The organism is Pseudomonas sp. Seg1 (assembly GCF_018326005.1).
Classification (GTDB): domain Bacteria; phylum Pseudomonadota; class Gammaproteobacteria; order Pseudomonadales; family Pseudomonadaceae; genus Aquipseudomonas.
On the sequence record NZ_AP021903.1, the window covers coordinates 447,136 to 466,320 of the forward strand.

At 59.8% G+C, this 19,185-nt stretch carries 19 protein-coding genes and 1 pseudogene; 9 read left to right on the forward strand and 11 right to left on the reverse strand.

The window, feature by feature from the left end; translation table 11 throughout:
- Positions 1 to 152: 152 nt before the first annotated feature.
- The 5 genes from KI231_RS01925 to KI231_RS01945 all read left to right on the forward strand — a co-directional run bounded on the left by KI231_RS01925 (position 153) and on the right by KI231_RS01945 (position 7,345).
- Positions 153 to 1,934: a glucan biosynthesis protein G gene (locus tag KI231_RS01925; protein WP_249412088.1), complete on the forward strand. Its 1,782-nt coding sequence runs from the start codon at positions 153 to 155 to the stop codon at positions 1,932 to 1,934.
- Positions 1,927 to 4,497, forward strand: coding sequence for a glucans biosynthesis glucosyltransferase MdoH (gene mdoH, locus KI231_RS01930; RefSeq protein WP_213027284.1), 2,571 nt, complete (start codon positions 1,927 to 1,929; stop codon positions 4,495 to 4,497). Before KI231_RS01925 ends, mdoH begins: the two co-directional genes overlap by 8 nt.
- A 202-nt stretch (positions 4,498 to 4,699) precedes the next feature.
- Positions 4,700 to 5,497 carry a transporter substrate-binding domain-containing protein gene (locus KI231_RS01935; RefSeq protein WP_213027285.1) on the forward strand — a complete coding sequence of 266 codons (798 nt, stop codon included), beginning with the start codon at positions 4,700 to 4,702 and terminating at the stop codon, positions 5,495 to 5,497.
- Positions 5,498 to 5,658: 161 nt separating this feature from the next.
- Entirely contained in the window at positions 5,659 to 6,618 is a 960-nt protein-coding gene (locus KI231_RS01940) for an amino acid ABC transporter permease (protein WP_213027286.1), read from the forward strand.
- A complete protein-coding gene (locus tag KI231_RS01945) occupies positions 6,611 to 7,345 on the forward strand; it encodes an amino acid ABC transporter ATP-binding protein (RefSeq protein ID WP_103304233.1) in 735 nt (244 codons plus the stop codon). Before KI231_RS01940 ends, KI231_RS01945 begins: the two co-directional genes overlap by 8 nt.
- A gap of 154 nt (positions 7,346 to 7,499) precedes the next feature.
- Here KI231_RS01945 and KI231_RS30235 read toward each other — a convergent pair whose 3' ends face one another.
- The 11 genes and pseudogenes from KI231_RS30235 to ubiE form a co-directional block, all read right to left on the reverse strand.
- Positions 7,500 to 8,372 (reverse strand): methyl-accepting chemotaxis protein, encoded by an 873-nt coding sequence (locus KI231_RS30235; protein WP_371919313.1) that lies wholly within the window; start codon positions 8,370 to 8,372, stop codon positions 7,500 to 7,502.
- Positions 8,355 to 9,416: pseudogene (locus KI231_RS30240) on the reverse strand (methyl-accepting chemotaxis protein); the annotation flags it as partial. The pseudogene KI231_RS30240 and the gene KI231_RS30235, both read right to left, overlap by 18 nt.
- Positions 9,417 to 9,654: 238 nt before the next feature.
- Positions 9,655 to 10,362 (reverse strand): 16S rRNA (uracil(1498)-N(3))-methyltransferase, encoded by a 708-nt coding sequence (locus KI231_RS01955; RefSeq protein ID WP_213027287.1) that lies wholly within the window; start codon positions 10,360 to 10,362, stop codon positions 9,655 to 9,657.
- Positions 10,359 to 11,147 carry a twin-arginine translocase subunit TatC gene (gene tatC / locus KI231_RS01960; protein WP_213027288.1) on the reverse strand — a complete coding sequence of 263 codons (789 nt, stop codon included), beginning with the start codon at positions 11,145 to 11,147 and terminating at the stop codon, positions 10,359 to 10,361. The genes KI231_RS01955 and tatC overlap by 4 nt, the downstream gene beginning before the upstream one ends.
- Entirely contained in the window at positions 11,144 to 11,599 is a 456-nt protein-coding gene (gene tatB / locus KI231_RS01965; RefSeq protein WP_103307355.1) for a Sec-independent protein translocase protein TatB, read from the reverse strand. Before tatB ends, tatC begins: the two co-directional genes overlap by 4 nt.
- Positions 11,600 to 11,609: 10 nt before the next feature.
- Positions 11,610 to 11,891 (reverse strand): twin-arginine translocase TatA/TatE family subunit, encoded by a 282-nt coding sequence (locus KI231_RS01970; RefSeq protein WP_003220847.1) that lies wholly within the window; start codon positions 11,889 to 11,891, stop codon positions 11,610 to 11,612.
- Between the two features lie 25 nt (positions 11,892 to 11,916).
- On the reverse strand, positions 11,917 to 12,249 hold the full coding sequence (locus KI231_RS01975) for a phosphoribosyl-ATP diphosphatase (RefSeq protein WP_007909355.1): 333 nt from the start codon (positions 12,247 to 12,249) through the stop codon (positions 11,917 to 11,919).
- The gene (gene hisI / locus KI231_RS01980) at positions 12,242 to 12,643 is read right to left on the reverse strand and encodes a phosphoribosyl-AMP cyclohydrolase (RefSeq protein ID WP_064117075.1); all 402 of its coding nucleotides are present in this window, start codon (positions 12,641 to 12,643) and stop codon (positions 12,242 to 12,244) included. Before hisI ends, KI231_RS01975 begins: the two co-directional genes overlap by 8 nt.
- Before the next feature lie 80 nt (positions 12,644 to 12,723).
- Positions 12,724 to 14,328: a ubiquinone biosynthesis regulatory protein kinase UbiB gene (ubiB, locus tag KI231_RS01985; protein WP_103307353.1), complete on the reverse strand. Its 1,605-nt coding sequence runs from the start codon at positions 14,326 to 14,328 to the stop codon at positions 12,724 to 12,726.
- Complete coding sequence (locus KI231_RS01990) at positions 14,325 to 14,948, reverse strand: ubiquinone biosynthesis accessory factor UbiJ (RefSeq protein ID WP_213027289.1); 624 nt, start codon at positions 14,946 to 14,948, stop codon at positions 14,325 to 14,327. The genes ubiB and KI231_RS01990 overlap by 4 nt, the downstream gene beginning before the upstream one ends.
- Positions 14,948 to 15,718, reverse strand: a complete 771-nt coding sequence (ubiE, locus tag KI231_RS01995; protein WP_003220857.1) for a bifunctional demethylmenaquinone methyltransferase/2-methoxy-6-polyprenyl-1,4-benzoquinol methylase UbiE — start codon at positions 15,716 to 15,718, stop codon at positions 14,948 to 14,950. The genes KI231_RS01990 and ubiE overlap by 1 nt, the downstream gene beginning before the upstream one ends.
- Before the next feature lie 166 nt (positions 15,719 to 15,884).
- Between ubiE and KI231_RS02000 the strand changes: the two genes are divergently transcribed.
- The 4 genes from KI231_RS02000 to KI231_RS02015 all read left to right on the forward strand — a co-directional run bounded on the left by KI231_RS02000 (position 15,885) and on the right by KI231_RS02015 (position 19,089).
- On the forward strand, positions 15,885 to 16,160 hold the full coding sequence (locus tag KI231_RS02000; protein WP_103307351.1) for a polyhydroxyalkanoic acid system family protein: 276 nt from the start codon (positions 15,885 to 15,887) through the stop codon (positions 16,158 to 16,160).
- Between the two features lie 249 nt (positions 16,161 to 16,409).
- Positions 16,410 to 16,832: a phasin family protein gene (locus KI231_RS02005; RefSeq protein WP_103307350.1), complete on the forward strand. Its 423-nt coding sequence runs from the start codon at positions 16,410 to 16,412 to the stop codon at positions 16,830 to 16,832.
- A gap of 10 nt (positions 16,833 to 16,842) precedes the next feature.
- Positions 16,843 to 17,766: a phasin family protein gene (locus KI231_RS02010; protein ID WP_213027290.1), complete on the forward strand. Its 924-nt coding sequence runs from the start codon at positions 16,843 to 16,845 to the stop codon at positions 17,764 to 17,766.
- Between the two features lie 180 nt (positions 17,767 to 17,946).
- Positions 17,947 to 19,089 (forward strand): IS481 family transposase, encoded by a 1,143-nt coding sequence (locus KI231_RS02015; RefSeq protein WP_213026316.1) that lies wholly within the window; start codon positions 17,947 to 17,949, stop codon positions 19,087 to 19,089.
- The last annotated feature ends 96 nt before the right edge of the window (positions 19,090 to 19,185 follow it).

The window sequence follows — 19,185 nt, forward strand, 5'->3', positions numbered from 1 at the left end:
AGACTTGTCCGGATCCGCTTGGGGAATCATTTTGCCCCAGCGGAGTCGGAACAATGCTCGCCAACCTGGCATATAGATAGCTGGCCGTTGGTTTATTGATCTGTTTTCGGCGAGGGTTGCTCGTGATTGTTAGTCCCTGTAATGCAGCAAAAATGTCTGCCAAACGCATGCGAAGTGCCCTGGTAGCGGGTTCGGCGCTCCTGTGCCTGCTCAGCGCCGGTCAGCTTTGGGCGTTCAATCTTGACGATGTATCGACCAAGGCCAAAGAGCTGGCCGGGCAGAAATTCGAAGCCCCGCGCAGCAACCTGCCGAACGAATTCCGCGACATGAAGTTCGCGGACTATCAGAAAATCCGCTTCCTCACCGAAAAGGCTGAGTGGGCTGATCAGAAGACCCCGTTCAAACTGTCCTTCTATCACCAGGGTATGCACTTCGATACACCGGTGAAAATCAACGAAATCACGGCGAACACCGTCGAAGAGATCAAATATGATCCGACACGCTTCGATTTCGGCGACCTGAAATTCGATCCGAAAGCTACCGAACAACTGGGTTATGCCGGTTTCCGTGTGCTGTATCCGATCAACAAGGCCGACAAGCAAGACGAAATCATGACCATGCTCGGCGCGAGTTACTTCCGCGTTGTCGGCAAGGGCCATACCTACGGCCTCTCGGCGCGTGGTCTGGCGATTGATACCGCGCTGCCATCGGGCGAAGAATTCCCGCGTTTCCGCGAGTTCTGGATTCAACAGCCGAAGCCGGGCGACAAGCATCTGGTAATTTTCGCGCTGCTCGACTCGCCGCGCGCTACCGGTGCCTATCGTCTTATCCTGCGTCCGGGCAGCGACACCATTGTTGACGTCAAGGCGCAGGTGTTCCTGCGTGACAAGGTCGGCAAACTGGGCATCGCGCCGCTGACCAGCATGTTCTTGTTCGGCGCCAACCAGCCGTCGAAAGTCCTCAACTATCGTCGTGAACTGCACGACTCCAGTGGTCTGTCGATCCATGCCGGCAACGGCGAGTGGATCTGGCGTCCGCTGAACAATCCGAAACACTTGGCCGTGAGCAACTTCAGCGTCGAGAACCCGCGTGGTTTCGGTCTGCTGCAACGTGGCCGCGATTTCAGCCACTACGAAGACCTCGACGACCGCTACGACAAGCGCCCAAGCGCCTGGATCGAGCCGAAGGGCGAGTGGGGCAAGGGCACTGTTGATCTGGTAGAAATCCCGACCGCCGACGAAACCAACGACAACATCGTCGCGTTCTGGAGCCCGGAAACCATGCCGGAGCCAGGCAAGCCGCTGGATTTCGCCTACCGCCTGCACTGGACCATGGACGAAGCGGCGATTCACGCGCCGGACAGCGCCTGGGTTTCGCAGACCCTGCGTTCGACCGGTGACGTCAAGCAGTCGAACCTGATCCGTCAGCCGGATGGCAGCGTTGCCTACCTGGTCGACTTCGAAGGTCCATCGCTGGCGGCGCTGACCCCGGACGCCGACGTTCGCAGCCAGGTCAGTGTTGGCGACAACGCCGAACTGGTTGAAAACAGCGTGCGCTACAACCCGGAAACCAAGGGCTGGCGTTTGACCCTGCGGATGAAAATCAAGGACGCGAGCAAGTCGACCGAGATGCGTGCCGCACTGGTTCAGCCTGTCGTGACCGCCGATCTGGCGAAATCGGTGCCGGCGTCCAATTCGTCCGTCGCCAAGGCCGACAAGGTTGCCGCCAAGCAACAAGAGAAACTCGACAAGGAAGCCAAGGCCGCCGAGGCCAAACAGGCTGACGCCAAGCCAGTAGCAGATGCCAAGGACAAGGCCAACAAAGACGCCAAGCAGCCAGCGGCTGCGGACGCGGCCCCAGCCACACCGGAATCGGCACCGACTGAAGAAGTCCTGACCGAGACCTGGAGCTATCAGTTGCCTGCCGATGAGTAACTCTCAAGTACAGCCAGAGACTCTGTCCGAGTACCTGGCGCATCTGCCGATGACCGACGAGCAGCGCGCGGAACTCGCGGGCTGCCAGTCGTTCAGCGAGCTGCACCAACGCTTGTCGTCCTCGACGTTCGACGCCCCTGCCGAAGCCGCCCAGGCTTCGGTGGGCAAGCGCCTGACCCTGAGCACCGCCGAAGATCTTGAAGATGCGGAGATGCTGGTGCTCGACGCCAGCGGTCGCGTCAGCATGAAGGCGACGCCGCCGATCCGTCGGACCAAAGTCGTGCCGGAGCCATGGCGCACCAATATTCTGGTGCGTGGCTGGCGCCGACTGACCGGTCGCACCAACCCGCCGCAGCCGCCGAAGGACGAGAACGTCCTGCCGGCCGCGCGCTGGCGCACCGTCGGTTCGATCCGCCGCTACATTCTGTTGCTGCTGATGCTCGGCCAGACCATCGTCGCCGGTTGGTACATGAAAGGCATCATGCCGTACCAGGGCTGGTCGTTCGTCGATCTCGACGAAGTCTTGCATCAACCGCTGCTGCAAACTGCCACGCAAGTGCTGCCGTATGCGCTGCAAACCAGCATCCTGATTCTGTTCGGGATTCTGTTCTGCTGGGTCTCGGCCGGTTTCTGGACCGCGCTGATGGGCTTCCTCGAGTTGCTCACCGGTCACGATAAATACCGCATCTCCGGCAAAAGCGCCGGCAACGAGCCGATTGCCAAAGACGCGCGCACCGCGCTGGTGATGCCGATCTGCAACGAAGACGTGCCGCGTGTGTTCGCCGGTCTGCGGGCAACGTTCGAATCGGTTGCCGCCACCGGTGATCTGGATCGCTTCGACTTCTTCGTGTTGAGTGACAGTAACGACACTGACATCTGCGTGGCCGAGCAACAGGCCTGGCTGGACGTCTGCCGCGAAGCCAAGGGCTTCGGCAAGATCTTCTATCGCCGCCGTCGCCGTCGTGTGAAACGCAAAAGCGGCAACCTCGACGACTTCTGCCGTCGCTGGGGCGGTGACTACAAGTACATGGTCGTGCTCGACGCCGACTCGGTGATGAGCGGCGAGTGCCTGACCAGTCTGGTGCGCCTGATGGAAGCCACGCCGGACGCCGGGATCATCCAGACCGCGCCGCGTGCGTCGGGCATGGACACCCTGTATGCACGCATGCAGCAGTTCGCCACCCGCGTATACGGCCCGCTGTTTACCGCCGGTCTGCACTTCTGGCAGTTGGGTGAATCCCACTACTGGGGTCACAACGCGATCATCCGCATGAAGCCGTTCATCGACCACTGCGCCTTGGCGCCGTTGCCGGGTAAAGGTGCGTTCTCCGGTGCGATCCTGTCTCACGACTTCGTTGAAGCCGCGCTGATGCGTCGTGCCGGTTGGGGCGTGTGGATTGCCTACGACCTGCCGGGCAGCTACGAAGAACTGCCGCCGAACCTGCTCGACGAACTCAAGCGTGACCGTCGCTGGTGCCACGGCAACCTGATGAACTTCCGTCTGTTCCTGGTCAAAGGCATGCACCCGGTGCACCGTGCGGTATTCCTCACCGGTGTGATGTCTTACCTGTCGGCGCCGTTGTGGTTCTTCTTCCTGGTGCTGTCGACCGCGCTGTTGGCGGTGAACACGCTGATGGAGCCGCAGTACTTCCTTGAGCCGCGTCAGCTCTATCCGTTGTGGCCACAATGGCACCCGGACAAGGCGATCGCGCTGTTCTCGACGACCATCGTGCTGCTGTTCTTGCCGAAACTGTTGAGCATCATCTTGATCTGGGCCAAGGGCGCGAAAGAGTTCGGCGGCAAGTTCAAGGTGACTCTGTCGATGCTGCTGGAGATGCTGTTCTCCATGCTGCTGGCGCCGGTGCGGATGATTTTCCACACCCGTTTCGTCCTCGCCGCGTTCCTCGGCTGGGCCGCAACCTGGAATTCGCCGCAACGTGACGACGACTCGACGCCATGGAGCGAAGCGGTCAAGCGCCACGGCCCGCAAACCTTGCTGGGTTTCTGCTGGGCGCTGCTGGTGATCTGGCTGAACCCGAGCTTCCTGTGGTGGCTGGTGCCGATCGTCGGTTCGCTGATGCTGTCGATTCCGGTGTCGGTGATTTCCAGCCGTGTCGGTCTGGGCCTCAAATCCCGTGACGAGAGCCTGTTTCTCATCCCCGAGGAATACAATCCGCCACAGGCGCTGCTGGCGACCGATCAGTACACCCATGAAAATCGTTACCACGCGCTGAACGACGGTTTTGTCCGCGCGGTGGTCGATCCGCAGCAGAACGCCTTGGCGTGCTCGCTGGCGACTTCCCGTCACGGTCAGGCCGAGCCGATCGAGTGGCTGCGTCAGGAACGTGTTCGCCACGCGATCAAGGTTGGCCCTGCGGGGCTGAACAACCATGATCGTCTGCAACTGCTGAGCGACCCGGTTGCTCTGGCGCGCTTGCACGAGCAGGTCTGGGCCGAGGGTCACGCCGAGTGGCTGGATGCCTGGCGGGCTTCGGTGAAGGCCGATCCGCATGCGCCGCTGTTGCCGTTGCGACCGGTGAGCCTGCAGGCTCAACCGGCCTGATGAAGAAACCCCGCGATGTTGCGGGGTTTTTTTTGCCTGCTGAAAAGCCCCTTCACCCTTGATTGTTAAACAAATCGTCCATTAAACCTTGTGCAAAAAATCGAGTGCGTTAGCATCCGTCCCCGAATTGGCGCACCCGGGCTTTTTGGCCTGCCTCTGTTGGTTTTCGCGCCGCAAACGCAATGGTTTTGGGGACTTGAAGATGAAGAAGTATCTAGCGATGCTGCTGGTCGGCGTCACGGCACTGGTTGCAGTCAATGCGGCGCACGCTGGCGCAATCGATGACGCGGTCAAGCGCGGCACCTTGAAAGTCGGCATGGATCCGACCTACATGCCGTTCGAGATGACCAACAAGCGCGGCGAAATCATCGGTTTCGAAGTCGACATCCTCAAAGCCATGACCAAGGCCATGGGCGTCAAGCTGGAGCTGGTCTCCACCGGTTACGACGGGATCATCCCGGCGCTGATGACCGACAAGTTCGACATGATCGGCAGCGGCATGACCCTGACCCAGGAACGCAACCTGCGCCTGAACTTCAGCGAACCGTTCATCGTTGTCGGCCAGACCCTGCTGATCCGCAAGGAGCTGGAAGGCACCATCAAGTCCTATAAAGACCTGAACACCGCCGACTACCGCATCACCTCCAAACTCGGCACCACCGGTGAGATGGTCGCCAAGAAGCTGATCGCCAAAGCCAAGTACCACGGCTACGACAACGAGCAGGAAGCCGTGCTCGACGTGGTCAACGGCAAGGCTGATGCCTTCATCTACGACGCGCCGTACAACGTTGTGGCGGTGAACAAGGTCGGTGCCGGCAAGCTGGTGTTCCTCGACAAACCGTTCACCTACGAACCTTTGGCCTTCGGCTTGAAGAAGGGTGACTACGACAGCATCAACTTCATCAACAACTTCCTGCACCAGATTCACGAAGACGGCACCTACGATCGCATCCATGACAAGTGGTTCAAGAGCACCGAGTGGCTCAAGGACATGGAATAACACTCGGTCAGTTAGACCGAGTCGCCTCAATCGCGGGCAAGCCCGCTCCCACAGGTTTAGCGGCGAACACAAAATTTATGTTCACCGCTAAACCTGTGGGAGCGGGCTTGCCCGCGATGAGGCCCTTCCAGGCGACACAGAATTCGGAAACTGTAAAACAGATGAAACATAAAAAAGCCCAATGGCCTTGGCACGTCCTCACCGTGCTGGTGCTGATCGGCCTGGCTGGCGCGTTGTACTACGCGACGTCGCTGATGTCCTACGAATGGCGCTGGAACCGTGTGCCGCAGTACTTCGCCTATCAGGCCGAGGAAACCCAGCGCGCCGCCGATATCTCCACTGTCAGCGAACTGGTTCGCAAGGGCGGCAGCGCGCAAGTCACCCTGCGCAATGACGCCGGTGACGAGCAGCAGCTGACGGTCGACGAAAACAGCCTGCAATTCGCTCAGGGCGACGATGTGGCCGAAGGCGACGTCGTGGGCGTCACTCGGCATTGGGCGGCAGGGCCGCTGTTGTGGGGGCTGTGGACGACGCTTTGGCTGTCAGTGGTCTCTGGTGTGCTCGGTCTGTTGATCGGTCTGGTCACCGGTCTGTGTCGTCTTTCCAACAACCCGACGCTGCGTGATCTCTCGACGATCTACGTCGAACTGGTACGCGGCACGCCGCTGCTGGTGCAGATTTTCATTTTCTACTTCTTCATCGGCACGGTGATGAACCTGTCCCGCGAGTTCGCCGGGATCGCCGCGCTGTCGCTGTTCACCGGTGCTTATGTGGCGGAGATCATCCGTTCCGGCGTGCAATCGATTGCCCGTGGCCAGAACGAAGCCGCGCGTTCGCTCGGTCTGAGTGCCGGTCAATCGATGCGCCACGTGGTGCTGCCGCAAGCATTCAAACGCGTGCTGCCGCCGCTGGCCGGGCAGTTCATCAGTCTGGTCAAGGACACCTCGCTGGTGTCGGTGATCGCGATTACCGAGCTGCTGAAAAGTGGTCGTGAAGTCATCACCACTTCGTTCTCACCGTTCGAGATTCTGTTCTGCGTCGCCGGTCTGTACCTGTTGATCAACCTGCCGCTGTCGAAAATCGCCAGCCGGCTTGAGCGGAGGCTCGCGCAAAGTGATTGAAGTCCGCGATCTGGTAAAAGTCTTCGACACCCGTGGCCAAGTGGTCCGGGCTGTGGATAACGTCACCACCTCAGTCGCCAAGGGCGAAGTGCTGGTGGTGATCGGCCCGTCCGGTTCCGGCAAATCGACCTTCCTGCGCTGCCTCAATGGCCTGGAAGAGTTTGACTCCGGCTCGGTGAGCATCGACGGCCTGCAACTGGCCGACCCGAAAACCGACGTCAACGCCTACCGCCGCGAAGTCGGCATGGTGTTCCAGCACTTCAACCTGTTCCCGCACATGACCGTGCTGGAAAACCTCTGTCTGGCGCAGAAAGTCGTGCGCAAGCGCGGCAAGAAAGAGCGTGAAGCCAAGGCCATGGAGTTGCTGAAAAAGGTCGGTATTGCGCAGAAGGCCAACGAGTTTCCGTCACGCCTGTCCGGCGGTCAGCAGCAGCGCGTGGCCATTGCCCGGGCGCTGGCGATGGAGCCGAAGGTCATGCTGTTCGATGAGCCGACTTCGGCGCTCGACCCGGAAATGGTCGGCGAGGTGCTGGATGTGATGAAAAACCTGGCCGTGGAAGGCATGACTATGGTCTGCGTCACCCACGAGATGGGCTTCGCCCGGGAAGTGGCGGATCGGGTGTTGTTCTTCGATCACGGCAAACTGCTCGAAGATGCCTCGCCCGCTGAGTTCTTTGATGCGCCGAAGGATCCGCGCGCTCAGGCCTTTTTGCGTCAGGTTCTGTAACTGCGGCGTACTCTCGGACGCCATCGCTGGCAAGCCAGCTCCCACAGTGAGTGGGTTGAACACAACCTATGTGTTCGACACAAATCCTGTGGGAGCTGGCTTGCCAGCGATAGCATCACCTCGGTCCCAAGAGAACCGAGGAAGATGAGTTACCTCAAACCTTGAACCGGCCGACCAGCATCTGCAGATGCGTCCCCAGTCGCGCCAGCTCAACGCTGGACGCCGCGGTCTCCTCACTCGCTGCCGAGGTCTGATCCGACACATCCCGCACGTTCAGCACGCTACGGTTGATCTCTTCCGCCACTGCGCTCTGCTGTTCGGCTGCTGCGGCAATCTGCTGGTTCATCGCCTGAATCGCCGACACCGTGCGGGTGATGCTTTCCAGCGAGCCACCGGCGCGACGGGTCAGCTCTACGCTGCTGTCGGTCAGGGTGCGGCTGTTGTCCATGATCGTCGCCACCTGCTGGGTACCGTTTTGCAGGCCGACGATCAGCTCTTCGATCTCTTCGGTGGACTTCTGCGTGCGCTGGGCGAGGCTACGCACCTCGTCGGCAACCACGGCGAAACCCCGTCCGGCCTCACCGGCACGCGCCGCTTCGATGGCCGCGTTGAGCGCCAGCAGGTTGGTTTGCTGGGCCACGGATTTGATCACGTCGAGCACGCTGCCGATCTTGTCACTTTCGCGTTTCAGTTCGCCCATGGCTTCGGTGGAGTGACCCACTTCAGCGGCCAGGCGCTCGATCTGGGCGATGGCTTCGCCGACGACTTTGTCGCCTTCGCGGGCCTGTTGGTCGGCGGCGACGGCGGCTTCGGAGGCTTCTTCGGCGTTGCGCGCAACTTCCTGTACGGTGGCGGCCATTTCGTTCATTGCGGTGGCGACCTGATCGGTCTCGATCTTTTGATTGTTGACCCCGGCGCTGGTCTGCTCGGTGACCGCCGACAGCTCTTCGGCAGCGCTGGCGATTTGGGTGACGCCGTCGCTGATCCCGCCGATCAACTCGCGCAGGCCTTGGGTCATGCTCTGCATCGAACGTTGCAACTGACCGAGTTCATCGCGGCGCTGCGAGACCAGGTTGTGCGTGAGATCGCCGGCGGCAACACGCTCGGCGACTTTCAGGGTCTGGTTCAGCGGAATGATGATCTGCCGGGTGATTGCCCACGCGGCCAGCAGGCCGAAGGCCACGGCCAGCAGGGTCGCGATGATCAGCATGTTCTTGGCGTGGGCGGCGTCGGTGTCGCGCACCACGGTTTGGGATTCGGTGAGCTTTTTGCTGACGTCGAGCAGGATGTCGCCCTGAGTCGACATGCGCGCCTGGGCCTTGGCGCTATTGACCTGGGAGTCGCGGAACTGGGCGACTGCCGCACGGTAGGCCTTGATCGAGTCGGTGGCCTGTTGCAGGTTGGCGATGTGCTGTTCCGGCAGTTTCGCTGGCAGGCTTTCGAGGTTTTTCAGGGCATTGTCGATGGCGTCCAGCGCCGGTTGTTCGGCCTCGGCCTTGCCGCTGTAGGTGTAGCCGCGCACCTGATAGCGGGCCTGTTGCAGCAGTTTGCTCAGCTCGATCACGCTGTTGAATTGCGCGACGCTGTCGCCCTGCAGCACGGATTTTTCGACTTCGGAAACCTTGGCCACGGCGTTGTCGGCGCTGGCGCCGAGTTTGCTGCGGGCGTCTTCGCGTTGCACGGTGGCTTGGGTCATGTCGGCGAAAGCGCGTTTGTACTCGGCGACGGCGGCCAGTTGTTGATCGACCATCGCCGCATCGGACGGTTGTTCGATCAGGCTGCGAGCGGTTTGCAGGCCGCTATCGAGTTTGTTCAGCAGCTCGGTAACCGCGCCCGGGCCTTGTTCGCCACGGCGTGCTTCATAGTCCAGGCGTGCCAGGCGCAAGTCCTTGGTCAGCTCGTTGAGGCTGGAGATGAAACCGAGCTTGTCGCCACGGCTGATGATGCCGCTCATGCCGGTCCAGCCGGTAAAGGTGATCAACAGCGTCAGCAACAGCACCAGGCCGAAACCGATTCCCAGCTTGCGTTTGACGCTGACGTTCCCAAGATTCTCGGCTAACCAACGGTACATGCGACGACTCCCCTCGGACCACTAATTGGACTTATGGGGACTGTATCGGCCGCGTGATGGCAATCTGTAACACCATTTATCCGGGGGGGACGTGATCCTGTGGCGAGGGAGCTTGCTCCCGCTCGGCGGCGCAGCCGTCGTAAACGCCTGAATGCGGTGTGCCTGCAGAATGAAAAGCGCTGGCCGCTGCGCGCCCAAACGGGGGCAAGCCCCCTCGCCACAGGGATCGGTGTGGAATTTAGAACAGGCGCGCGAGCAGGGCGGTGACGGCGGTTTCGACGCGCAGAATGCGTTCGCCCAGTTGCACCGGTTGCAGGCCGGATTTGGCCAGCAGATCGATTTCGTAGGGAATCCAGCCACCCTCGGGGCCGATGGCCAGGGTCACCGGTTCGTTCAGCGCGCGCGGGCAGGGTGGGTAGTTGCCGGGGTGGCCGACCAGGCCGAGGGTGCCGTCGGTAATCGCCGGCAGCCGGTCTTCAACGAAAGGCTTGAAGCGCTTTTCGATGATGATCTCCGGGAGCACGGTGTCGCGTGCCTGTTCCAGACCGAGGATCAAATTTTCGCGAATCGCGTCAGGCTCAAGAAACGGCGTCTGCCAGAAACTCTTCTCGACCCGGTAGCTGTTGACCAGAATGACCTTCGACACGCCCATGGTCGCCACGGTCTGAAACACCCGACGGAGCATCTTCGGACGTGGCAGAGCGAGTACCAGGGTCAGCGGCAGCTTGGCCGGTGGCGGCTGAACGAGACTGACGCGCAACTCGGCTTCACCCGCTTCGAGGCGAAGCAGTTCGGCCGAACCCATCAGCCCATTGATCCGCCCGACGCGCAGGCTGTCGCCGACTTCCGAGCGGTGAACTTCCTGCATGTGGGTCAGGCGTCGATCACGCAGCACGACGCGGTCGGCCGCGATGAAATCGGCCTCTTCGAGCAACAGCAGATTCATGCCTGGGTCGCTGGCGGCTGGTCGTTGTGATCGTCGGCGGTTTCGTCCGGACGTTCGCGCTTGCTGATCAGGCCACCAAACAGAATGCCGATTTCAAACAGCATCCACATCGGCACCGCCAGCAGGGTCTGCGAGAAGATGTCCGGCGGGGTGAGGATCATGCCGACCACGAAGCAGCCGATGATCACGTACGGGCGGATCTTCTTCAGGTATTTGACGTCGACCACGCCGATCCACACCAGCAGCACCACGGCCACCGGGATTTCAAACGCCACGCCGAAGGCGAAGAACAGCGTCATGACGAAGTCGAGGTAGCTGGCGATGTCAGTCATCATTTCCACGCCGGCCGGGGTGGCGGCAGCGAAGAATTTGAAGATCAGCGGGAATACGAAGTAATAGGCGAACGCCATGCCGGTGTAGAACAGCAGGATGCTGGACACCAGCAACGGCACCGCAATGCGCTTTTCATGCTTGTACAGGCCCGGCGCGATGAACCCCCAGATCTGATGCAGGATCACCGGAATCGCGAGGAACAGCGAAACCATCATCGTCAGCTTCAGCGGCGTCAGGAACGGCGATGACACGTCGGTGGCGATCATCGTCGCGCCGACCGGCAGGTACTGGCGCAGCGGCGTCGAGACGAAGGTGTAGATCTGCTGGGTGAACGCAAACAGCCCGGCGAAGATGATGAAGATCGCCGCTACGCAACGCAGCAGGCGGGTGCGCAACTCGGTGAGGTGCGAAACCAGCGGCATGTGCTGGTCGTTTTCGGGGAGATCGCTCATGGGGCTCGCGGCGGCAGAGTAGTGTCGTGAGGCGCTGTTGTGATCGGCGCGGCGTTTGGCGCAACGTGTTCAACAGAATGTTCTACGGCGGCTGGCGCCGTTTCTGTCGGAGCTACAACGGCAGCAGGTGCTGGTGGCGTCGTCGCGGCAGCAGGGCTGTGAATCGTCTGCTGCCCCACATGCTCAACCGGCGTCGGCTCCTGCTGAACCGGCTGGAAAATCTTCCGCGCCTCTTGCTCCAGCGACAGAATGTGCTCGTTGTGCAGTTGCCGACGAATCTCGTCGGCACCGATTTCACGTTCAACTTCCTGTTTGATCGCGTTGAAGCTGCGCTTCAGCCGGCCGACCCACAGTCCGGCGGTGCGTGCAGCGCCCGGCAGACGCTCGGGGCCCAGCACCAGCAGGGCAACGAGGCCGACGAGCAGCAGTTCAGAGAAGCTGATACCAAACATTAGTCAGTGCTCACACGTCTTTGCGAATCGGCTCTTCGACTTTTTGCGCCTGCACGTCGATGGTGTGCGGCGGGTTGGCCTGAGCGGTGGCTTGCGGTTGGACCGGTGGCACCGGCTGCGCAGGCGTCACGGTTGGATCAGCAGCCGGTTTTTCATCGTCGTTCATGGCTTTACGGAAGCCCTTGATCGACTCGCCAACGTCGGTACCGAGGTTTTTCAGTTTCTTGGTGCCGAACACCAGCACCACGACAACCAGAATGACGATCCAGTGTTTCCAGTCAAAAATGCCCATGTTGCTGTTCCTCTCTAAAAATTGTTCAGGCGGACGGACGCGAGGCTTTCTCGACGTGTCCGGACAGGCCGAAGCGGCGATCCAGTTCATCCAGCACGGCCTGCGGATGCTGCCCCAGTTGGGCGAGCATGACCATGCTGTGGAACCACAGGTCGGCGGTCTCGTAGATCACGTCGCTGCAGTCACCGCTGATGGCGGCGTCCTTGGCGGCAATAATGGTTTCGACCGACTCTTCGCCGACTTTCTCCAGAATCTTGTTCAGGCCCTTGTGATACAGACTAGCTACATACGAGCTGTCGGCCGCTGCGCCTTTGCGCTCTTCGAGCACTTCGGCCAGACGAGTCAGGGTGTCACTCATGTTTGTGTCCTGCGGAGTAGATTGCGTGCGGGTCTTTCAGCACCGGATCGACGGTTTTCCAGTCGCCGTTTTCGAAGACACGGTAAAAGCAGCTTTGACGGCCGGTATGGCAAGCGATGTCGCCGATCTGTTCAACCATCAGGATGATCACGTCGGCGTCACAGTCCAGACGCATTTCATGCAAGGTCTGCACATGGCCGGACTCTTCGCCCTTGCGCCACAGCTTGCCACGGGAACGTGACCAGTAGATTGCACGGTTTTCCGCAGCGGTCAGCTCGAGCGCTTCGCGGTTCATCCAAGCCATCATCAGTACGCGTCCGGTCTTGTGATCCTGGGCAATCGCCGGCACCAGGCCATCAGCGTCCCACTTGATCTCGTCCAGCCAGTTGTTCATTTTCGACTCCGACAGCGAACCCACACTTCAATAGTCGGGTTTAGGCGTTGAAACAGTGTGCCAGCCGATCACGAAACTGGCTATCGGCGAACGACCAGATACAAGCCCACGGCCACCATGATCCCTGCGGGCCAATGCCCCAATTCGTGCAGCGGGCCGCCGATGGCAAGGATCACCCCGCCCGCCAGATGGGCGCAACCGAGCAGGCGCAGGAACCAGTCGTCCTTGCGTTTGTGCCACGGTGGCGGCGGGTCGTAAGCGTGTGGCTGGGACATGCGTTCGAGCAGATCGCGGGCCATATTCGCCAAGTGCGGAATTTGTTCGAACTGGCTTTGCACGTTGCCGAGCAAGGCTTTCGGGCTGACGCGCTCACGCATCCAGCGTTCGAGGAACGGCTGCGCAGTGTTCCAAAGATCCAGGTCCGGATAGAGCTGACGCCCGAGGCCTTCGATGTTCAACAGGGTCTTTTGCAGCAGTACGAGTTGCGGCTGGACTTCCATATTGAAGCGTCGTGCGGTCTGGAACAGGCGCATCAGCACCTGGCCAAATGAAATATCTTTTAACGGTTTTTCGAAGATCGGCTCGCAGACGGTGCGGATCGCCGCTTCGAATTCGTTGAGCTTGGTTTCCGCCGGCACCCAGCCCGAATCGATGTGCAATTGCGCCACACGACGGTAGTCACGCTTGAAGAAAGCGAACAGGTTGCGCGCCAAATAATCCTGGTCTTCCGGGGTCAGGCTGCCGACGATGCCGCAGTCGATCGCAATGTACTGCGGGCTCCACGGGTTGACGGTGCTGACGAAGATGTTGCCCGGGTGCATGTCGGCGTGGAAGAAACTGTCGCGGAACACCTGGGTGAAGAAGATCTCCACGCCGCGCTCGGCGAGCATCTTCATGTCGGTGCGCTGGTCGGCAAGGGTCGCCAGATCCGTCACCTGAATGCCGTAGATGCGCTCCATCACCAGCACTTTCGGCCGGCACCAGTCCCAATAGACTTGTGGCACGTAGAGCAGCGGCGAGCCTTCGAAGTTGCGCTTCAACTGGCTGGCGTTGGCCGCCTCGCGCAGCAGGTCGAGTTCGTCGTAGATGGTTTTTTCGTAGTCCTGCACCACGTCGACCGGGTGCAGCAGACGCGCGTCGGCGGAGAGTTTTTCGGCGGCGCGGGCGAGGATGAACAGCCACGCCAGATCCTGGGCGATGATCGGTTTCAGGCCCGGGCGGATTACTTTTACTACGACTTCTTCACCGCTTTTCAGCTGCGCGGCGTGCACTTGTGCCACCGAAGCCGAGGCCAGCGGTTCAACGTCGAAACGGCTGAACACTTCGCTGATCTTCTTGCCCAGCTGCTCTTCGATCAGCTTGATCGACAGCTGCGAATCGAACGGCGGCACGCGGTCCTGCAACAGCATCAGCTCATCGGCGATGTCTTCCGGCAACAGGTCGCGGCGGGTCGAGAGAATCTGCCCGAATTTGATGAAAATCGGCCCGAGATCCTGCAACGCCAGGCGCAAACGCGCGCCACGGTTCAGCTCCAGCGGCTTGCGCGGGAACCAGCGCCACGGCAGCACATAGCGCAGCGCCAGGAGAAACCAGGGCAGCGGCAGATCGAACAGCAGGTCATCGAGGCGGTAGCGGATCACGACGCGCTGGATGCGCAACAGACGGCGGACGGCAAGCAGCTTCATGCGTTATCGCTTGGGTCGAGGGATCGGGAAAGGCGCTCGAAACGCGCCTCGAGACGTTCCAGATCAAGTTTGATCCGGTCCAGTTCGCTGAACCGCGCTTCGGCTTCACGCTGCCCGACGAGGGTGCGCGATTCTTCGGCGAGGTATTCGGCGAGATTCTGGTTGAGGCTGGCAAATCCTTGTTGATACCAGCGTGCGCGGCTGCGCAGGTGACCGCCGACCAGTTGCGTGGCGACCGGGCCGAGCCAGCGCGAGAGTTCGTACTCCCAGTCCAGCTCAAGATCCTGAAGGATACCGGCCAGCTCCAGCAGCACGCCGCTGTCGCCATCCAGCTCGACTTCCGGGGCGTGCAACACCGCGGTCTTGTCTTTGCTCACGGCCAGTTTTATCAGGCTGGAAGCCGGAGCGCGCAAGGTGCAGTCGACGCCGGTTTCCCAGTGCGAAGCGAGCATCAGGCCTTCATCGCTCGGCAGGATGAACAGTTGCAGCGCCGGGCTGCGGCAATCGACGGCAATCACCTTGCCGGTCAGATGCGCCAGCCGCGGCAGCGCCGTGCTGTCGAGACGCAGCACCCGGTTCAGGCCGAGTTCGACGCTGGCGAGCAGCCCGGTGAGCAACATCAGGGCTTGATGCCGCGGTGCAGGGCAACGATGCCTGCGGTCATGTTGTGATAGGTCACGCGGTCGAAACCGGCGTCGACCATCATCGACTTCAGGGTTTCCTGATTCGGGTGCATGCGGATCGATTCGGCCAGGTAGCGATAGCTTTCCGAGTCGTTGGTGATCAACTTGCCCATCAGTGGCATGAAGGCGAACGAGTAAGCGTCGTAGGCTTTCGACATCAGCGCGTTGGTCGGCTTGGAGAATTCCAGCACCAGCAGGCGACCGCCGGGCTTGAGCACGCGCAGCATCGAACGCAGGGCGTCTTCCTTGTGCGTCACGTTGCGCAGGCCGAAGGCGATGGTCACGCAGTCGAAGTGATTGTCCGGGAACGGCAGTTTTTCCGCGTCCGCCTGAACAAATTCGACGTTGCCCGACACACCCAGATCGAGCAGGCGGTCACGACCGACCTTGAGCATCGATTCGTTGATGTCGGCCAACACTACTTGACCGGTCGGGCCAACGAGGTGCGAGAACTTTTTGGTCAGGTCGCCGGTACCGCCAGCAATGTCCAGCACGCGGTTGCCGCTGCGCACGCCCGACAGTTCGATCGCAAAACGCTTCCACAAACGGTGCATGCCGCCCGACAGAAGGTCGTTCATCAGGTCGTACTTGGCGGCTACCGAGTGGAATACCTCAGCGACTTTTTCCGCTTTCTGGCTTTCCGGAACGTTTTTGAAGCCGAAGTGAGTGGTGGGTTCGGCATCGCTGCCTTTGCGCTGATCAGTCATATCGCTGTCACCAAAAGAGAATGCGCGACATTCTAATCCCCAAGCCATGCTTTGTCTTGGAATGGCTAAAGGTAAGATGGGCAACCTTCGGGACGATTTGCCGCAGACGCGGTCAAGATTTACCGACAAGCATTCATCGTCATCTTCAAAAATCAGGAGTCATTCAATGGCCAAAATCAGTGTTGAGCGTGCGCACAGCCTGGGCAAGGAAGCCGCCCGCGAGAAGGCCGACAAACTGGCGCAGAAACTCTCCGATCAATATGGCCTGGAGCCGCAATGGTCGGGCGACACCCTGAACCTCAAGCGCTCGGGCGTGAAAGGTGCGGTGCATGTGGCCGACGATTCGATCCGCGTCGACGTGGAACTGGGCCTGATGATGTCGGCCATGAGCGGCATGATCAAAGCCGAGATCGAGAAGGCCCTGGATAAAGCGCTGGTCTGACGCATTTTTTGCAGAGTCCCGAATCCCTGTGAGAGCGGGCTTGCCCGCGATGGCGGTGGGTCAGATAACTCAAACTCTGGATGTGCCGCCCTCATCGCGGGCAAGCCCGCTCCCACAGGTTTCGTGTTTGCCTGACCAAGCTTTTATGTCAGTTGTTAGGGTGCCGTTTCTAATTTTTCTGCCTACTTTGTGCCTGAGCCCGACAAACCTGCGGGCAGTTCCTCAAACCTTCTGCGCGTGAGGTGCACCATGGCCAAAGTTATTTTGAAGAAAAAAATCGACGCTTCGACTTCTACTCTGAGCGACGTGAAATCCTATGCCCGCAAGATCTGGCTGGCAGGCCTGGGTGCTTACGCCAAGGTCGGTCAAGAGGGCAGCGAGTACTTTCAAGAGTTGATCAAGGCTGGTCAAACTGTTGAAAAGAAAGGCAAAAAAGTCGTCACCGAAAAACTTGAAGCGGCCAATGCCGAGATCGACGATGCCAAGAGTGAAGTCAGTTCTTTCAAAGGTCGTGTCGAAGTTCAGCTCGACAAGGTCGAGAAGGCGTTCGACTCCCGTGTAGCAAGCGCCTTGAATCGTATCGGCATTCCGTCTAAACATGACGTTGAGACACTCTCTGCTAAGCTCGATGAGCTGACGGCATTGCTCGAACGCGTCGCGCGTAAATCTTAAGGAGAACGGGATGGCTGGTAAAAAGAACACCGATAAAGAAGGCAGCTCGTGGATTGGGAAGGTCGAAGACTACTCCCGTAAAATCTGGCTGGCTGGTTTAGGCGTGTACTCGAAGATCGACACTGACGGCAGCAAGCTCTTCGATACATTGGTCAAAGACGGCGAGAAAGCCGAGAAGCTCACCAAGTCTGCAGTCGGCAAAAAAGTCGATGCCGCCAAGGACTCCGCTTCTTCGGCCAAATCGCGCATCAGTGGCGTGAAAGATCGCGCACTGGGCAAGTGGGATGAGCTGGAAGGGGCTTTCGACAAGCGCCTGAACAGTGCAATTTCGCGCCTGGGTGTGCCAAGCCGCAATGAAGTCAAAGCGCTGCACAGCAAGGTTGAAACCCTGACCAAGCAGATCGAAAAACTCACCGGTCTGAAAGCTCAGCCTGTGGCGGCGAAAACCGCAGCAGCCAAACCGGCAGCCAAAACCGCCGCAGCTAAACCAGCGGCAAAAACCGCGGCCAAGCCTTTGGCCAAAGCGGCTGCCAAACCGGTGGCGAAGGCTAAAGCAGCAGTTAAATCCGTAGCGAAAACGGCTGCCGCCAAACCTGCTGCGAAAGCAGCGGCCAAGCCGGTTGCAGCTGCCAAGGCTGCCGCGAAACCTGCCGCTAAAACCGCAGCGAAGCCAGCCGCCAAGCCAGCAGCGAAAACCGCTGCCGCCAAGCCAGCGGCCAAACCAGCGGCCAAACCCGCTGCGGCGAAGAAACCGGCTGTGAAAAAGCCGGCCGCACCGAAAGCCGCTGCGCCGAAACCGGCAGCGCCTGCCGCTGCAGCCAAGCCTGCCACCCCGGCAACCCCGGCCAGCGCGTCGAACTCCGCCGCTGCACCGACTCCGGTAGCCACCCCGACTGCTGCATCGACCCCGTCGACACCAACCAGTCAGTCCTGATTCTTCAGGGCAAAACAAAACGCCCGGCCTGTGAACGCCGGGCGTTTTTTTGTGTATTTTAAAAGCAAACCCTCACCCCAGCCCTCTCTCTGTATGTACCGGAGACATGGTGGACAGGTGTTCGGAGACATGGTGGACACTTTTTAATAGACACATTGCTCATCACCAAGGAGATGACCTGTGTCCTGGGAAGAGGTGTCCACCGTGCAGCTTCGTTCAGAGTTTGTGCATTTGGCTCGGCAAGAAGGAGCCAATGTCCGGCAGCTTTGCCGCCGATTCAATATCAGCCCAAGCACTGCCTACAAATGGCTCAACAGGTTTGAAACTTCAGGTGCAGAGGGCTTGATCGATCAGTCTCGACGACCGAAGACGTCACCCAAACGCTGCGCTGAAGAGGTTGAGCAGCAGATTCTGACCGTGAGTGAGGAATACGCGGCTTGGGGCGCTCGCAAGCTCAAACGTGTGCTGGAAGACAGCGGCGTAGTAATGCCTTCGGTCAGTACCGTGCATGCGGTTTTACAGCGTCATTCACGCGTTGATTCAAAGGCCGCTGAGATTAAACCGTTTATCCGCTTCGAGCATGAAGCGCCCAACGATCTTTGGCAGATGGACTTCAAGGGCCATATCAGCCTGGCTCAGGGACGTTGCCATCCGTTGACGATACTGGACGATCATTCGCGGTTTTCGCTGTGTATCGCGGCCTGCCTCGATGAGCGACGTGAAACCGTTCAGGAGCATCTAATCCGGGTCTTTCGGCGTCATGGTCTGCCTTTGCGCATGACGATGGACAACGGTTCACCCTGGGGTGACCAGACTGGCGTTTATACCGCGCTGGAGGTCTGGCTGATGAGTCAGGGCATCAAGGTCGGGCACTCTCGACCTTATCATCCGCAAACCCAAGGAAAGCTGGAACGCTTCCACCGCAGCCTGAAAAATGAAGTCCTGCGAGACCGACATTTTATTGATCTCAACGGTGCACAACGCGCGTTTGATATCTGGCGTGATATCTACAACCAGAAGCGTCCACATCAAGCGTTGGACATGCAGGTGCCTGCTACTCGCTACAGCAGCAGCCCACGGGAATATCAGGAGCAGCCCGCGGCGCCGGAGTACGACGATGGGGATGTGGTCAGGAAGGTTCAGGTGAAGGGCGAGATCTACTGGCGGAACCGTGAATACACAGTCGGAAAAGCTTTTTATGGGAGGTCAGTAGCTATCCGGGAAACGACGGAAGATGGCATCCACGATGTCTACTGGAGTAGACATCGTATTGCCCGAATCGACTTGAACTTGCAGATCGTTACGGCAGGTAAGAAGATCTAAAACCGTCCACCATGTCTCCGAACATGTGTCCACCATGTCTCCGGTACATACACTCCCAGAGGGAGAGGGGGCCGACCGCAATGTCTTACGTCATGC

Excerpts from the sequence above, each read along its gene's own strand:
- KI231_RS02000 (WP_103307351.1), top strand. The coding sequence starts at position 15,885 with ATGGCCAAAATCAGTGTTGAGCGTGCGCACAGCCTGGGCAAGGAAGCC.
- KI231_RS01935 (WP_213027285.1), top strand. The coding sequence starts at position 4,700 with ATGAAGAAGTATCTAGCGATGCTGCTGGTCGGCGTCACGGCACTGGTT.
- mdoH (WP_213027284.1), top strand. The coding sequence starts at position 1,927 with ATGAGTAACTCTCAAGTACAGCCAGAGACTCTGTCCGAGTACCTGGCG.
- KI231_RS01940 (WP_213027286.1), top strand. The coding sequence starts at position 5,659 with ATGAAACATAAAAAAGCCCAATGGCCTTGGCACGTCCTCACCGTGCTG.
- hisI (WP_064117075.1), bottom strand. The coding sequence starts at position 12,643 with ATGAACAACTGGCTGGACGAGATCAAGTGGGACGCTGATGGCCTGGTG.
- KI231_RS02010 (WP_213027290.1), top strand. The coding sequence starts at position 16,843 with ATGGCTGGTAAAAAGAACACCGATAAAGAAGGCAGCTCGTGGATTGGG.
- ubiB (WP_103307353.1), bottom strand. The coding sequence starts at position 14,328 with ATGAAGCTGCTTGCCGTCCGCCGTCTGTTGCGCATCCAGCGCGTCGTG.
- KI231_RS01955 (WP_213027287.1), bottom strand. The coding sequence starts at position 10,362 with ATGAATCTGCTGTTGCTCGAAGAGGCCGATTTCATCGCGGCCGACCGC.
- ubiE (WP_003220857.1), bottom strand. The coding sequence starts at position 15,718 with ATGACTGATCAGCGCAAAGGCAGCGATGCCGAACCCACCACTCACTTC.
- KI231_RS01990 (WP_213027289.1), bottom strand. The coding sequence starts at position 14,948 with ATGTTGCTCACCGGGCTGCTCGCCAGCGTCGAACTCGGCCTGAACCGG.
- KI231_RS02005 (WP_103307350.1), top strand. The coding sequence starts at position 16,410 with ATGGCCAAAGTTATTTTGAAGAAAAAAATCGACGCTTCGACTTCTACT.
- KI231_RS01975 (WP_007909355.1), bottom strand. The coding sequence starts at position 12,249 with ATGAGTGACACCCTGACTCGTCTGGCCGAAGTGCTCGAAGAGCGCAAA.
- tatB (WP_103307355.1), bottom strand. The coding sequence starts at position 11,599 with ATGTTTGGTATCAGCTTCTCTGAACTGCTGCTCGTCGGCCTCGTTGCC.
- tatC (WP_213027288.1), bottom strand. The coding sequence starts at position 11,147 with ATGAGCGATCTCCCCGAAAACGACCAGCACATGCCGCTGGTTTCGCAC.
- KI231_RS01970 (WP_003220847.1), bottom strand. The coding sequence starts at position 11,891 with ATGGGCATTTTTGACTGGAAACACTGGATCGTCATTCTGGTTGTCGTG.
- KI231_RS01925 (WP_249412088.1), top strand. The coding sequence starts at position 153 with ATGTCTGCCAAACGCATGCGAAGTGCCCTGGTAGCGGGTTCGGCGCTC.
- KI231_RS30235 (WP_371919313.1), bottom strand. The coding sequence starts at position 8,372 with ATGCAGAGCATGACCCAAGGCCTGCGCGAGTTGATCGGCGGGATCAGC.